The sequence below is a fragment of the Pseudomonas nabeulensis genome (assembly GCF_004682045.1).
GTDB classification, from domain to species: domain Bacteria; phylum Pseudomonadota; class Gammaproteobacteria; order Pseudomonadales; family Pseudomonadaceae; genus Aquipseudomonas; species Aquipseudomonas nabeulensis.
On the sequence record NZ_QUZT01000078.1, the window covers coordinates 1 to 14,726 of the forward strand.

General features: G+C 62.1%; 13 protein-coding genes. 6 read left to right on the forward strand and 7 right to left on the reverse strand.

Annotated elements, in window-relative coordinates; genetic code table 11:
• Positions 1–48: 48 nt before the first annotated feature.
• Positions 49–1,164: an ABC transporter substrate-binding protein gene (locus DYL61_RS27280; RefSeq protein WP_135310920.1), complete on the reverse strand. Its 1,116-nt coding sequence runs from the start codon at positions 1,162–1,164 to the stop codon at positions 49–51.
• Positions 1,165–1,189: 25 nt separating this feature from the next.
• Positions 1,190–3,568 carry a TonB-dependent receptor gene (locus tag DYL61_RS27285; protein WP_135310921.1) on the reverse strand — a complete coding sequence of 793 codons (2,379 nt, stop codon included), beginning with the start codon at positions 3,566–3,568 and terminating at the stop codon, positions 1,190–1,192.
• A 201-nt stretch (positions 3,569–3,769) separates the two neighbouring features.
• Here DYL61_RS27285 and DYL61_RS27290 point away from each other — a divergent pair, with 201 nt between their 5' ends.
• Together DYL61_RS27290 and DYL61_RS27295 are read left to right on the forward strand one after the other, a co-directional pair.
• Positions 3,770–4,480 (forward strand): response regulator, encoded by a 711-nt coding sequence (locus DYL61_RS27290; protein WP_105696227.1) that lies wholly within the window; start codon positions 3,770–3,772, stop codon positions 4,478–4,480.
• Positions 4,477–5,862: a sensor histidine kinase gene (locus tag DYL61_RS27295; protein WP_135310922.1), complete on the forward strand. Its 1,386-nt coding sequence runs from the start codon at positions 4,477–4,479 to the stop codon at positions 5,860–5,862. The genes DYL61_RS27290 and DYL61_RS27295 overlap by 4 nt, the downstream gene beginning before the upstream one ends.
• A gap of 142 nt (positions 5,863–6,004) precedes the next feature.
• Here the strand turns inward: DYL61_RS27295 and DYL61_RS27300 are convergent, their stop codons facing one another.
• The 4 genes from DYL61_RS27300 to DYL61_RS27315 are packed head-to-tail and all read right to left on the reverse strand — an operon-like array spanning position 6,005 to position 7,676.
• On the reverse strand, positions 6,005–6,205 hold the full coding sequence (locus tag DYL61_RS27300; RefSeq protein WP_003189235.1) for an SEC-C metal-binding domain-containing protein: 201 nt from the start codon (positions 6,203–6,205) through the stop codon (positions 6,005–6,007).
• Positions 6,202–6,684 (reverse strand): LEA/WHy family protein, encoded by a 483-nt coding sequence (locus tag DYL61_RS27305; RefSeq protein ID WP_135310923.1) that lies wholly within the window; start codon positions 6,682–6,684, stop codon positions 6,202–6,204. Before DYL61_RS27305 ends, DYL61_RS27300 begins: the two co-directional genes overlap by 4 nt.
• Before the next feature lie 19 nt (positions 6,685–6,703).
• Entirely contained in the window at positions 6,704–7,174 is a 471-nt protein-coding gene (locus DYL61_RS27310; protein ID WP_135310924.1) for a YchJ family protein, read from the reverse strand.
• 4 nt (positions 7,175–7,178) lie between these two features.
• On the reverse strand, positions 7,179–7,676 hold the full coding sequence (locus tag DYL61_RS27315; RefSeq protein WP_135310925.1) for a DUF6231 family protein: 498 nt from the start codon (positions 7,674–7,676) through the stop codon (positions 7,179–7,181).
• Positions 7,677–7,866: 190 nt separating this feature from the next.
• Between DYL61_RS27315 and DYL61_RS27320 the strand changes: the two genes are divergently transcribed.
• Together DYL61_RS27320 and DYL61_RS27325 are read left to right on the forward strand one after the other, a co-directional pair.
• Entirely contained in the window at positions 7,867–8,562 is a 696-nt protein-coding gene (locus DYL61_RS27320) for a PA1041 family peptidoglycan-binding anchor lipoprotein (protein ID WP_135310926.1), read from the forward strand.
• Between the two features lie 148 nt (positions 8,563–8,710).
• The gene (locus DYL61_RS27325; RefSeq protein WP_135310927.1) at positions 8,711–9,469 is read left to right on the forward strand and encodes a collagen-like protein; all 759 of its coding nucleotides are present in this window, start codon (positions 8,711–8,713) and stop codon (positions 9,467–9,469) included.
• A gap of 107 nt (positions 9,470–9,576) precedes the next feature.
• Here DYL61_RS27325 and DYL61_RS27330 read toward each other — a convergent pair whose 3' ends face one another.
• Positions 9,577–10,041: a CopD family protein gene (locus DYL61_RS27330; protein WP_135310928.1), complete on the reverse strand. Its 465-nt coding sequence runs from the start codon at positions 10,039–10,041 to the stop codon at positions 9,577–9,579.
• Positions 10,042–10,140: 99 nt separating this feature from the next.
• On the opposite strand from DYL61_RS27330, the gene dinG reads away from it, so the two are divergent.
• Both dinG and DYL61_RS27340 read left to right on the forward strand, forming a co-directional pair.
• Positions 10,141–12,285, forward strand: a complete 2,145-nt coding sequence (gene dinG, locus DYL61_RS27335; protein ID WP_105698632.1) for an ATP-dependent DNA helicase DinG — start codon at positions 10,141–10,143, stop codon at positions 12,283–12,285.
• Positions 12,286–12,376: 91 nt separating this feature from the next.
• Entirely contained in the window at positions 12,377–14,674 is a 2,298-nt protein-coding gene (locus DYL61_RS27340) for a beta-galactosidase (RefSeq protein ID WP_135310929.1), read from the forward strand.
• The last annotated feature ends 52 nt before the right edge of the window (positions 14,675–14,726 follow it).

Genomic DNA, 14,726 nt, shown 5'->3' on the forward strand with positions numbered 1-14,726 from the left:
CAAGCCCCCTCCCACATTGGCCTGTGGAGCTACACATTGACGGGTGTGTTACTTGGATTTCGCGTCAATCCAATAAGCACCCTGCAACGGCATCCCCAGGAACTGCGCGTTGATCTGTTCCATGGTCGCCTTCGGGTCCAGCTTGGCGAACAACTCCGGGTGCACCCACTTGGCCAGCGCTTCAATCGCCAGCAGGTTGTACGGCGAGTTGTAGAAGTCGTGCCACAGGCCGTGGGCATTGCCCTCGCGGATCGCACGAAGATTCGCGAACTCTGGCCGCGCCAACACGCGGTCAAACGCTTCGCGGGCTTCATCGGTGCTCACGCCGGCGCCCAGGACCAGCCCCGGTTTGTGGTTGCCGGTGGCGACATACACATCCGGATCCGCTTTCAACGCGTACTCCACGCTGATATCCCCCAGTGCACCCGGCACCACATCGGCGGCGATATTGCGTCCGCCCACCAGCTTGATCACTTCACCCATGCCGCTTTTGCCGGTGGTGTGCCCCGGTGCTTGCCAGGCGCCGGCCAGCAGTTCGAGGAACACGCTTGGACGCGGCCCGGCGGGCAGGGTGGCGACCGCGTCGGTGATGACCTTGATGCGCTGGTCGTAGAAGTCCAGGAAGGCTTTCGTCTGGGCTTCGCGACCCAGTGCCTGGCCCAGCGCATTCATGCTGGTGTGGGTGCCTTGCACCGGGTTGATACGGAAGTCGACGAACACCACCGGGATGCCGGCTTTCTCCAGTACATCCGCCACCGGGCTGTGCTCGGTAGGGCCGTGACCGGAAATACTGAACACCGCCAGGTCCGGTTTAAGCGACAGAATTTCCTCGGCGCTGACGCTTTGTTCCGAGGCCTGGCCGATCAGTGGGATGTCTTTCACCGTCGGAAATTTCGCCACATAGGCGTTGTAGGTGTGCTGATCCAACAGCTTCAAATCGTTCTGCCAGCCCACGATGCGCTGGAACGGCGCGTCCTTGTCCAGCAGGGCGAATGCCGAAATCAGCCGGCCTTCGCCGAGCACCACGCGTTTGACGTGATCGGTGACTTCGACCTTGCGGCCCAGCACATCGGTGACTTGCTGGGCGGCAGCGGTTTCGGCGTGGCCCAGGACCAGCGCAGCGAACAACACGCCGAACTTGAGCAGTTGACGGGGTTTGGACACGGCAAGGCCTCCGGATACGGGAACATTAGAATTCATAATCGACGCTCGCAGTCAGGGTGCGTCCGGCGCCCGGAATGCCGTACAGCTGGAAGCCGTCGAGGGACGCGCCGACCTGGCTGTAATAGAACTTGTTGAACACGTTGTTGAGGTTCAGGTTGACCGTGGTGTCTTTGTTCACCTTGTATTGCGCGGCCAGGTTGCTCAGCCAGTAGCCGGGGGCTTTTTCGTGGTCGCGGGTGTAGATCGCGTACACGCCGGAGGTGCCGCTGGCGTAGCTGCTGTTGTTGTTCAGACCGCCGACATATTTGTTGTCGCTGTAGCGGCGGCGGCCGACGTATTGCTCGCCGTAGCTCAGGCTCAATTGGTCGGTGACGGCGTAGGTGGTCCACAGGTTGGCAGTCAGGTCGGGGACGTTCTTGGCTTCGGCGCCTTTGTTGGCGCCTTTGGTTTGCACGCTCTTGAGCGCCGAGAATCCGCTATAGGCCGTCCAGCGCGGGGTGATGTTGCCTTGCAGGCCCAGCTCGATACCGTCGACACGCTTGGCGGGCAGGGCACGGACCGGGGCGGATTCGCCGTCCTGGTATTCCCAGGAGTTTTCCAGCTCGGTGCGGAAGATCGCTGCCGTGACGTTGAGCATGTCGTGGGCGATGTCCCATTTGGTGCCCAGTTCATAGGTCTTGGATTTGGCCGGGCTGTAGTTGCTGGTGCTGGCCGCGCCGTAGATCTGGTTGTTGGTGGACGCGCCAAGTGCCGACGGCTGCGCCGCTTCACTGTAGGACACATAGATGCTGCCGTTGGGCAACGGCTTGAACACTGCGCCGACCCGGCCGCTGACGGCACCGTCGCTGCTGCTGGTGGTGGCCTGGCCGCGTTGCTTGGTTTCGGCCTCCCAATGGTCGTAGCGCAAGGAGCCGAGCACTTGCCATTGGTCGTTGAGGGTGACGGTGTCGCCCAGGTAGATACCGGCGTTGTCGATCACCGAGCGCGGTTCGCCGACGCCTTTGGTCACGTAGGTGCTGGCGAAGCTATGGCTGGGGTTGCTCATGTCGAAGAGCATGTCGCCGGCCGGCACTTCGGCGTTGCGTTTCAGGCCGCCGTAGGTCTCGTGGTAGAACTCCAGGCCCGAGACCACCGCGTGTTGCAGGCTGCCGGTGTTGAACTTGAAGCTGAAGTCGGTCTGGTTATCCAGGATGGTGTAGCGCTTGGACAAACCAAAGTCGCTGCCCCGCAGGATGCCGTAGGCGGTGTTGCTGTTATTCACGTAGTCCGTGTAGGCATTCACCGTGCTGCCTGGCACTTGGCTGATCGGGCCTACACCGGTGTAGCCCAGCGTCGCACAGCGGGTGCCGGTGCAGGTTTTACCGCCGCTGGCGTCGGCGGCGAAAAAGCGCGCCGGGGACAGCACCGCAAAGTTGTCACTGCGTTCCCAGCGCGTCTGGTTGCGCAGGTTGGCGTCGTTCCAGTCGAAGTCATGTTCGAAGCGCGCGGTCAGCGAGGTGGTTTTGTTTTCCTGGGTGTACAGGCTGGAGTCGCCGTACCAGTTGGAGCGCTTCACGCCGGGCATGCGATGACCGTTGGTGCCGCGCTGGATCGGTACGCCGCCGTCCGGGGTGTTGGTGTCTTTCTGGTAGAAGGTGTCGACGAAGAACCGCGTGTCGGTGCCCAGGCCAAAGCCGAAGGACGTGGCGATGCCCCAGCGGTCGTAGTCCACGTCGTCGCGCTCGGACACCTGGTTGTAGTGCTTCATCAGGTTGACGCGCACGGCGGTGGTGTCGTTCAGCTGTTTATTGAGGTCGGCAGTGAGGCGGCGGTAGGCATCGGTGCCGATACCAGCGGACACGCGGTTGGCGTCGCCCAGGTGCGCTTCTTTGCTCACCAGGTTGACGCTGCCGCCCACGGCGGAAACCCCGGACTCGATGGACCCGGTGCCCTTGAACACTTCGGCCTGCTGCAGGTTGAATGTGTCGGTACGCGTGGACATGCCCGCATCGCGCACGCCGTCGACGGTCAGGCTCTGTTCGGACGAGAAACCACGAATCGAGAACAGATCACCCCACCCCAGGTTGCCCTCGCCGGACATAAAGGTGATGCCCGGCACGTTGCGCAGCACTTCCTGCAAGGTTTGCGCGTTCTGCTCCTTGAGCACTTGCTGCGGCACGATGGTCACGCTTTGCGGCGCATCCAGCAGCGGTTGGCTGATCTTTGCCGAGGTCACCCGGTCCACTTTGAACGTGGAAGTGGCTTCACCGTCGACCTTGATTTCCGGCAGGCTCAGCACTGAGTTTTCGCTGGTGGTGGCGGTATCGGCCAGGGCAACCGGGGTCACGCTGCCGGCAGCCAGCAGCCCGAACATCGGCGCCAGGGTGGTGTGCAGCGAGTGGCTGCGAGGAGTGGGCAATGTCATATAGGTAGTGATCCGAGTCTAAATTACAATTACTCTCATTTAGGTTCGGTAGTCTAAAGAGCGATTTCCCCTGCCATGCCCGGGTTTTGTATCGCTGATGCGTGATTATCGTTTCCCACAACATTCCATTACATTTGCGTACACGGCTGGCTGAACTTTCGGCTATTTGCTGCGTTTTATAGTTTTTCGGATTAACTGCCCATGGCCAAGCAAGACCACTTGTTGATCGTCGATGACGACCCGCAGATCCGCCAACTGCTGTGTGATTACCTGAGCGACGCCGGTTTCCAGGTGTCCACCGCCGCCGATGGCAAGGAAATGCGCCGGCGCCTGGAGCTGAACGTCATCGACCTGATCGTCCTCGACCTGATGCTGCCCGGCGAAGACGGCCTGAGCCTGTGCCGCGAACTGCGGGTGAGTTCCAACACGCCGGTGGTGATGCTCACGGCCAAGGGCTCGTTGATCGACCGTATCGTCGGCCTGGAAATTGGCGCCGACGACTACTTGCCCAAGCCGTTCGACCCGCGTGAGTTGCTGGTGCGCATCAAGGTGGTATTGCGCCGGGTCCAAAGTTTTCCGGACCGTGCCCGTTTGGATGAAGCACCGAGCATTGGCTTTGCCGGCTGGCAACTGGATACCCGCGCGCGGCAATTGTTGTCGCCGGAGGGTGTGGTGGTGAGCCTGGGCAACTCGGACTACCGCGTGCTGCGCCTGCTGCTGCAGCACCCCAACCGGCCATTGAGCCGCGACTTTCTGCTCAACCATGTGTTCGACAAGGACAGCACGCCGTTCGACCGCTCCATCGACGTGTGCGTCAGTCGCCTGCGCTCGCAGTTGCCCGCGGGGCTGATCAAGACCGTGCGCAACGAGGGCTACATGCTCACCGCCGACGACGTGGCGCTGCACTCGTGAGGCTACTGCCGCGTTCGCTGTTCGGCCGGCTGGTGCTGATCCTGGTCAGCGGCATGCTCGCGGCCCAGGCCCTGACCAGCAGCATTTGGTACGACCGGCGCCATGGGCAAGTGCTGGAAATCCCGGCACGGCTGATCGCCACGCGGCTGGCGGATGTGGTGCGGTTGGTGCACAGCGACCCGCAACAGGCCGACCTGCTGATCAAGATGCTCGACACCCCGAACTTTCGCCTGACCCTCAGCGACCAGGCCAGCAACATCCCCAGCGATCTGCAAGACAACGACCGGCCCACCGAGCGCCTGATCAAGAAAGTGTTGTCCGAGAAAACCGGTTATGCCCAGACCTTGATCCTGCTGCGCCTGTCGCTGGTCGATGGCGAAGGGCGCAAGGCCGGGCTGTCGACCCTGCTGGAGTCCAAGCCGGTGGTGGGGCAATTCCTGATCGACCTGCGCTTGCCGGATGGGCGTTGGCTGGAGGTGGACGCACGAGAGGAACAGGGCTGGACCAGCACCTCGCCGCTGGACCTGTTGTTCGATTACGTGATGCGCATTTATCTGCTGCGGGTGCTGGTGCTGGTGGTGATCGCCCTGGTGGCGGTGCGTCTGGCCATTCGCCCGCTTAATGCCTTGGCCGAGGCCGCCGAGGCCTTGGGCCGGGATATCCAGCGGCCGCCGTTATCGGTGGATGGGCCTACCGAAGTACGCCGCGCCGCCCAGGCATTTAATGCCATGCAGCAGCGGCTGATCGCCAATATCGCCGAGCGCACGCGCTTTCTCGCGGCGATTTCCCACGACCTGCGTTCACCGATCACACGCCTGCGCCTGCGTACGGAGATGCTTGAAGACACCCGCACCCGTGAGCGTTTTCGCAGTGACCTGGAGGAGATGGAGCACATGGTCTCCAGCACCCTGGATTTTGTCAGCAGCGGCGAGATCAACGAGGCCCGCCAGAACATCGACATCAATGCCTTGCTGCAAAGCCTGCAAGCGGACCTGGAAGATGTGGGCGAGAGCGTGCGCATCGAAGGCCGCGCGAAACAACCGCTGCCGGGGTATGCCCGTAGCCTCAAGCGTTGCGTGCAGAACCTGCTGGAAAACGCTGTGCGTTACGGCAGTGACGTGGTGGTGCGGGTCGAGGACCAGGTGGACAGTTTGAAGATCATCATCAGCGACCGCGGGCCGGGGATTCCCCAGGAACAGCTGGAGCAGGTGATGGAACCGTTTTATCGGGTCGAGGGCTCACGCAATGCCGAGACCGGCGGGTATGGGTTGGGGTTGAGCATTGCGCATACCATTGCGCGGGCGCATGAGGGGCGGTTGAGCTTGAGGAATCGAGAGGGCGGCGGTTTGGAAGTGGAGTTGCAGTTCCAGCGCAAATCCTGAACTTGAAATAGGGCCCAATGTGGGAGGGGGCTTGCCCCCGATGGCGGTGTGTCAGCCACCAGATGCGGTGACTGATGCCCAGTCATCGGGGGCAAGCCCCCTCCCACATGAGATCTTCAGTGTTGCATGGCCAGGGGTAGACTTAAGCCCCGTGGCACTTCTTGAATTTCTTCTCACTGCCGCACGGGCAAGGATCGTTGCGACCAACGTCCTTCAACGCATTGCGCACTGGCTCCTGGTGAGCGTGGCCGCAGTTCGGGCCGTGGACATGGCCGTGGTCGTGATCATGGTGATCGTGATCGTGGTTGCAGTCAGGACCATGGACATGGGGTTGCTGAGTCATTGATGTCGCTCCGGAATAAAATCGCCGGGGATTATCTCGCCATTGTGGGCGACCTGCACGTCATAACCGATGAATAATCCGGTTTTGAGCTCGCCTTCCAAGCGATACGGCACGGGCCGGTCAGGATTTTTCAGCATCTGCACCACATCGCGAATCTGCGGCCAAAGGTTGGTGCGTACCGACACCCGGAAAAATTTGTGGCTGCGCGGCGGTACGGTCAGCCATTCGTTGGACTCGCCCTCGGTCAGCACAAAGTCCCCCAACGTTACCTTGTAGACCAGGCCGCGCACCGTCAGGTCCGCGTCATCGCGGTTGTCCACGCGAAAGAACAGCTTGAACTTCTGCTCCAGCAGCTTAGCTCGCACCACCTCGACTTTGACCAGCGACACGTGAGGTGGCGGCGAGTCATCTTCGAACCAGGACGCACATCCTGTCAGGCCGAAGGTCAACGCCAGCATCAAGCTGCAAATCCGGAGCATGGCGTCAGTCCTGTGAGGGTTAGAGGTAGCTGGAACAACACTTCTTGAATTTCTGCCCACTGCCGCACAAACACGCATCGTTGCGCCCGGCCTTCACCTCCACCGTTGGATCGATGAAGTACCAGCGCCCGTCGTTCTGTACGAAAGAAGACTGTTCGCGGTGGCTGTGTTCGCCAGTGCTGTCATGCCAGCGTGCAGTGAAGGTCACGAACGCATGTTCTGGCTGGCCGCCGAACACCTCGGAGCTTTCCACCTCCAGGCCCAGCCAGGTGCTCTGGGCACTCCACGCGCCGATGGCGTCGCGGTCCAGTCCGGCCTGCTGCGCGGGCAGGGTGGTCGCCACCAGATAATCCACCAATCCCAGTACATAGGCGCTGTAGCGCGAACGCATCAGCGCACTGGCGCAGGGTGCCGGGTGGCCGGCGTGATAATGGCCGCAGCAGGCATCCAGCAGGTTGCCGCTGCCGCAGGGGCAAATGGATGTGCTCATTGGGTCACCACCAATACTTTCCGAAGTTTTCCGGGTTGGCCCAGAAGCGGGCGTTGAGCCAGTCTGGCACCTGTTTATAGTCAAGCAGATCGTAGGTGAACAGGGTCAAAACCTGTTCGTCACGCTGGAAGCGCTCGCCGGCCTGCAGGGCCAGGGAGTAGAAGTCCGTGTCTTTCCAGTCGCAGGCGCCCAGGTCCACCAGCACCGCAATACGGCTGGCGTTGAGGTTGCGGATGCCGCCGAGCAAGGTCAGGCCTTGGGGTTTTGACAGGTGCTCCAGGCAATCGACCACCAGCGCCAGGTCAAACCGTTGCGCCGCGAATTGCGCCGGCAGCGGGCCGGGCGGGGCGATGGCGACCTGGGTGTCCGGGTGCGCCGCTTGAAAAGCCTCCAGCGCCGGGAACTGGCTGGCGCCCAATAACAGCAGGCGTTTGGGCTGGTGTTGGTCGAGCAAGGCGGCCAGGGCTTGCTGGGGAGTACGGGCGGAAATACCAGCGGTCATCAGAAATCCTCACATCAGGACCGTAGAGACTAGCGCGGCTGAGCCTGCGGGCCTAGAGCGGGCGATTGCGAAAAGCCAGCTGGTTACGGGGATCCCCAATGAATACGGGGGCTCGGCGTAGTGGCGCAGATGAAAAGAGCCGTCTTTACTCCACTCGTCGGCCCCCGCCGATCCCCTCAGGAGAAATCAGATGAGCATCATGCGGACAGCTCTACCCTTGGTTCTGCTAACCGGAGTGTTGACGGGTTGCGCAGGCTTGCAAAAAACCGATTGGCCCACCTGCGCCGCCGTGGGTGGCGTGACGGGTGCGGCGATTGGCGCCACCGAAAGCTCAGCCTACGCGGGTTATGGCGCGTTGCTGGTGGGCGGTATGGCTGGCGCCTATTGCTGGGTGCACGGCGATGGTGACGAGGACGGTGATGGTGTGCCGGACAGCCGCGACAAGTGCCCGGGTACGCCAAAAGGCATGCCGGTCGATGCCAATGGCTGCCCGCCGGTGCCGGTCGCGGCGGTGGTTGAGGAGGTTGTGGTGGTCAAGGAAGAAACCATCGTGATTCGCGATGTGCACTTCCAGTTCGACTCGGCCAAATTGACCGCAGCGGATAAAACCAAACTCGACACCATCGCCACCCGCCTGAAAACAGAAGCCCCGAGCGCCCAACTGCGAGTCAGTGGCCACACCGACAGCGTCGGCAATGACGCCTACAACCAAAAACTCTCGGAAAAACGCGCCCACTCGGTCACCGATTACCTGATCGGCGCCGGCGTGCCGCGCAGCAACTTTGTGTCTGTGACCGGTGCCGGCGAAAGCCATCCGGTGGCTGACAACAAAACTGCCGAAGGCCGTGCCTTGAACCGTCGCGTGGAAATCCAGATCAACCGCTGACGGCCCTTGCCCCTGTGGACTCCACAGGGGCATTGCGGGTCATCCTCCCTCTTTGATTAACTTTTTTGATCCTTCACTGGCAAAGCGCCGGTGGAAGTCGTTACTGTGCGTCCAAAGAAAAAACCAGAAACAACTCAGGAGCCCCACGATGCATAAGGTTTTACTGTTGGCCCTCTTGGTCAGCCCCGTTGCCCTGGCCCAGAGCGTCAGTGTTGAACCCAACTCGTTGATGCGCCTGCCCAGCAGCACCAGCGTGCTGCAATTGGAGCGCCTGGACGTGGCGGACTACGGCACGTTGCTGATTCCGGCGAACCTCAGCCAGGTCACCGTGGATGAACTGCATCTGGGCCGTGAGGCCCGTATCACCATCGCTCCAGGCTCAACCGGGCTGCAATTGCAGGTGCGCAATGCGCAGTTGGAGCACGGCAGCCAGATCACCTCGCGGGGCGCTCCCGGTACCCATGAAAAACCTGCCAAGGCTGGGCGCGACCTGACGTTGCGCATCAATGCCCTGACGGCCGAAGAATTGTTGATAGATGCCCGTGGCGGTGCCGGTGCCCAGGGTTACGCCGGGCTGGATGGCGCCAATGGCGTGGACCCGGGTTGCACCTGGGGTTCGGCGGGGCGCGGCCACAATGGCGATAACGGCGGCGACGGCCTGCCAGGCGGGGCAGGGGCGTTGGTGCGGGTGGAGTTGCCGCAGAGCTTCCCGGCCGAGCAGATCAAGGTCTGGGTGGACGGCGGTGCCGGCGGTTTGGCCGGCACGGCGGGTAAGCCCGGGCGCGGTGGGCAGTCCAAGGGTTGCCTGGTGTACCAGGCGGATGGCGGCGAGAAGGGCCGTCCTGGGTTGGAAGGGCAGCCGGGGCCTGCGGGGCCTGCGGGCTCTGTCACCATTCAAAGGCTCTGAGTCGGCTGGGCTGACGCTATCGGGGGCAAGCCCCCTCCCACCCTTGATTTGTGAATACAGTCAAATGTGGGAGGGGGCTTGCCCCCGATAGCGGTGTAACAGTCAATTCAAAACATCGGCCGAGCCGAAGCAATCGCCACCACCACCAACCCGACAATCAGGTTGATCCCCACCAACCGGCGAATCTGCCCCAGCACCGCAGCCCCCACCGGCCAATCCTCAACCTCCACCGCTTTGCGCAACTCCGGGAACTTCAAGGCCTGGATGCGGATAAACAACGCCGTCATCACCAGATACAACCCCATCATCACCTGCACATAACGCGGCGCGGTCTCAAACCCGTTGAAGCGCAGCTGCAACAAGCCAATGCCGCTGATCGGCAAAATCGCCACCGCGACCCACACCCACACAAAAAAACGTTGAAACACATTCGCCCATAACCTGAGCCGGGCAGGCCCCTCAAGTGCCGCCCCGGCGGCGGGACGCAGGATCATCCAGGCGAAAAACATACCGCCGACCCAGATCAGGGCGGCCAAAACATGCAGGGTGTAGGCGAGGCTAAACACGGTCATTGAAGTACTCCGTTCTGCGCGGGATTAATTAGCGGGGTATGATAGCGGCCGATCCGAACCACTGAAAATTTATCCAGCGTTTTTTGCGCCCGACTATCCATGATCAGCACTGAACTCAAAACCACGATCCAGGGCGCCTATTCGCGTTTTCTCGAAGCCAAGAGCTTGAAACCGCGCTACGGCCAACGCCTGATGATCGCCGAAGTGGCCAAGGTCCTCGGGGATATCGACACCGATGACGAAGGCCGCCGCGAAGGTGAGCCCGCCGTCGTGGCCGTCGAGGCCGGCACCGGTACGGGCAAGACCGTGGCCTACAGCCTGGCCGCGATCCCCACGGCCAAGGCCGCCGGCAAGCGCCTGGTGATCGCCACCGCCACTGTCGCCCTGCAAGAGCAGATCGTCTACAAAGACCTGCCCGACCTGATGCGCAACAGCGGCCTGAACTTCTCCTTCGCCCTGGCCAAGGGCCGTGGCCGCTACATGTGCCTGTCCAAGCTCGACGTGTTGTTGCAGGAAGGCCACGCGCAAACGGCCACGGCCCAACTGTTCGAAGAGGAAGGCTTCAGGATCGAAGTCGATGAAGCCAGCCAGAAGCTGTTCACCAGCATGATCGAAAAACTGGCCGGCAATAAATGGGACGGCGACCGCGACAGTTGGCCCACCGCCCTGGAAGACTCCGACTGGGCGCGCCTGACCACCGACCATAGCCAGTGCACCAACCGCCATTGCCCCAACTTCGGCCAGTGCGCTTTCTACAAGGCCCGCGAAGGCATGGGCAAGGTCGACGTGATCGTCACCAACCACGACATGGTGCTGGCCGACCTGGCCCTGGGCGGCGGCGCCGTACTGCCCGACCCACGCGACACCCTGTATGTGTTCGACGAAGGCCATCACCTGCCGGACAAGGCCATTGGCCATTTTGCCCACTACACCCGGTTGCGCTCCACCGCTGATTGGCTGGAGTCCACCGCCAAGAACCTCACCAAACTGCTGGCCCAGCACCCGCTGCCGGGCGATCTGGGCAAGCTGATCGAACAAGTGCCGGAGCTGGCGCGGGAGATCAAGACCCAGCAGCAGTTCATGTTCAGCGCCTGCGAGCAGGTCGCCGACTTCAAGCCCGGCGAAGACGTGGAAGGCCGCGAACGGCCGCGTCACCGGTTTGTGGGCGGCTTGATTCCCGAGCATATGCGCGAAATGGGCATCGAGTTGAAGAAGGGCTTTTCACGCCTCACCGACCTGTTCACGCGCCTCACCGACTTGCTTAAAGAGGGCATGGACGGCGAAGTCAACATCGGTATTGCCAGCAACCAGGCCGAAGAGTGGTATCCGCTGTTCGGTAGCCTGCTGTCTCGTGCCCAGGGCAACTGGGAGTTGTGGACCGCCTTCACCGTCGAAGACCCGGAAGACAACCCGCCCATGGCCCGCTGGCTGACCCTGGCCGAAAGCGGTGCGCTGTTCGATATCGAGGTCAACGCCAGCCCCATTCTTGCTGCCGAAATGCTGCGCCGTAACCTGTGGAACGTCGCGTACGGCTGCCTGGTGACCTCGGCCACGCTCACGGCCCTGGGCACCTTCGACCGCTTCCGCATGCGCGCCGGGCTGCCGAAGAAAGCCGTCACCGCCGTGGTGCCAAGCCCATTCCATCATGCTGACGCCGGTGTACTGCGAGTGCCGGATCTCAAGGCCGATCCTCGTGATGCAGCGGCGCACACGGCGGCGATCATCCGCGACCTGCCGGACCTGGTCGAGGGTTCCAAAGGCACCCTGGTGTTGTTCTCCTCGCGTAAACAGATGCAGGACGTGTTCGACGGCCTTGATCGCGATTGGCGCAAGCAGGTGTTTATCCAGGGCAACCTGTCCAAGCAGGAAACCCTCAACAAGCACAAGGCGCGCGTCGACGGCGGTGATTCCAGCGTGCTGTTCGGCCTGGCGAGTTTCGCCGAAGGTGTGGACTTGCCCGGCGCCTACTGCGAACACGTGGTGATCGCCAAGATCCCGTTCTCGGTGCCGGATGATCCGGTCGAGGCGGCCCTGGCTGAATGGATCGAAGCGCGGGGCGGCAATCCGTTCATGGAAATCTCGGTGCCGGATGCGTCCTTGAAGCTCGTCCAGGCCTGCGGTCGCTTGCTGCGCACCGAGCAAGACCGGGGCACCATCACCTTGCTCGACCGCCGTCTGGTCACCCAGCGCTACGGCAAAGCTATCCTTAATGCTCTGCCGCCATTCCGGCGCGAAATTTCTTAAGCCACTGTGGGCGAATTCGCCCACTTCGTGGTCTATCTATCGATTTATGTCATCAGGCCATTCACCGGCCGTCTGGGAGAACCTTGTTCGTATGATTCGCACGCTGCCTGCTCTTTTTGCCCTGTTGTTCGCTGCGCCCTTGATGGCCGCGCCTGCGGGGCAACAGACATTGTTCAACTTCGTCCGGCCTGCCGATGTGGTCAAGGTGGCGACCCAGGACGCCAGCCTGCCGCAATACAACGCCGAACAAACCCCCGAGGGCGAAGTGCTGCGGCGCATCACCTTCAACCCGGCCGCCGAGCCGAGCCTGGTCCTCAGCCCGCAAACCGGCACCTGGGACTGGTCCCAATCCAGCGCCATGAGCCTGCGTATCCAAAGCGCGATGGACTGGGCGCTGACCCTCTACGTCAAGGTGCAGAGCGCTGACGGCAAGACGTTGCTCAGTCGCATCGACCTGCCGGCCGGTCCCGCCCAGACGTTGTTGATTCCGCTGCAAGCCAATTCACCGCTGAGCCAGGGCATGAAGGCGGGCCCGCCGATGCCGATCACCGTGGACGGTCAGCGCGTCATGTTGGGCAGCAGCGCGGGTGAAATCGACCGCAGCCAAGTGGTCTCTGTGACCCTTTCGATGATCAAGCCCAACGCTGCCCAGAGCATCTTGCTGGAGCGCTTCGGCGTGCAGGACAGCGATCCGGTACTCAAGGCCGCCTACAGCGACCTGGTGGATGCCTATGGCCAATCCACGCGTGCGCGCTGGCCGGAGAAAGTCGCCAGCGACGAACAACTCAAGGCCGCTGCCGCCAAGGAGCAGCAACAGCTCCAGGGCTGGCTGGCCACGCGGGACAAGTCCGCCCTGGACCAATACGGCGGCTGGAACAAAGGCCCCGCGTTCAAGACCACCGGTTTTTTTCACACCGAGAAGCGCGACGGCCGCTGGTATTTGGTGACGCCGGAAGGCCATCCGTTCTACTCGCTGGGCGTCAACACCGTGGCTCCAGATAACAGCCAAACGTACGTGGGCGGCCGTGAATGGATGTTTGCGGCGCTGCCCAAGCCGGGCGAGTCTTTCGACAAATACTACGGTCGCGGCGACAACCGCACCGGCAACGGTTCGGATGAAGGTCGCGGTTTTGGGGCCGGGCGGTGGTATGACTTCTACGCCGCCAACCTGCAACGCACGTATGGCGGTGAGGGGTTTGACCAGAAACGCTGGGTGACTCACACCCTCGACCGCCTGCAAGCCTGGGGCTTCAATACGGTGGGCAACTGGAGCGACGAAGACTTGGCCACCGCCGATCGTGTGCCTTACACCTTGCCGCTGTCGATTGTCGGTGACTACGCCAGCATCAGCACCGGCACCGACTGGTGGGGCGGCATGCCTGACCCGTTCGACCCGCGCTTTGCCATGGCCACCGAACGCGCCGTGGCGATTGCCGCCCGCGACCATCGCGATGACCCTTGGTTGATCGGCTTCTTCGCCGATAACGAACTGGCCTGGGCCGGCCCGGGTGATGATCCGAAATCGCGCTACGCCTTGGCCTACGGCACGTTGCGGATGACCACCGACGTGCCGGCCAAACGCGCATTCCTCAAGCAACTGCGCGACAAATACCGCAACGAAGAGGGCCTGTCGAAAGCCTGGGGCATCCAGCTGGCAGGCTGGGAACTGATGGAAGACCCGGGGTTTGAACCGCCGATGCCGAATGCCGAGCACCCGGAAATCGAAGCCGACTTCAAATACTTCCAGAAGACCTTCGCCGACGCCTACTTCAAGACCATTTCCGACTCGCTCAAATGGCACGCCCCCAACCAACTGCTGCTGGGCGGGCGTTATGCGGTGAGCACCCCGGAAGCCGTGGCGTCCTGCGCCCAGTATTGCGATGTGCTGAGCTTCAACATGTACACCCTCAAGCCTCAGGACGGTTACGACTTCGCTGCCCTGCGTGCGCTGGACAAGCCGGTGCTGATCACCGAGTTCAACTTTGGTTCGAGCGATCGAGGCCCGTTCTGGGGCGGCGTGACGCAGTTGGCCAAGGAAGAAGAGCGCGGCGTGGCTTATGGCAACTTCCTCAAGCAAGCCATGGCCGAACCCTCGATTGTCGGGGTGCATTGGTTCCAGTACCTCGACCAGCCGGTAACCGGTCGCTTGCTGGACGGCGAAAATGGTCACTTCGGCCTGGTGGGCATCACCGATGTACCGTTCCAGGGCTTTGTCGACAGCGTGCGCAAAAGCAACCTCGCAGCCGTCGACCAACTGGGCAAGGAAGCCGAAAAGGCCAAGGCCGCGAGCATTGTTCACGAGCGCGAAAGCGGTAACGGTGGGCATGCGGGCAAAGGCGCAGGGCAGGGCGGTGGACATGCCGGCGGGCACGGCGGCAATGGCCATTGATTGAGGAGTGACGGGTTCACAAATCCCACAAGGACTGGAACAATGTCGACCA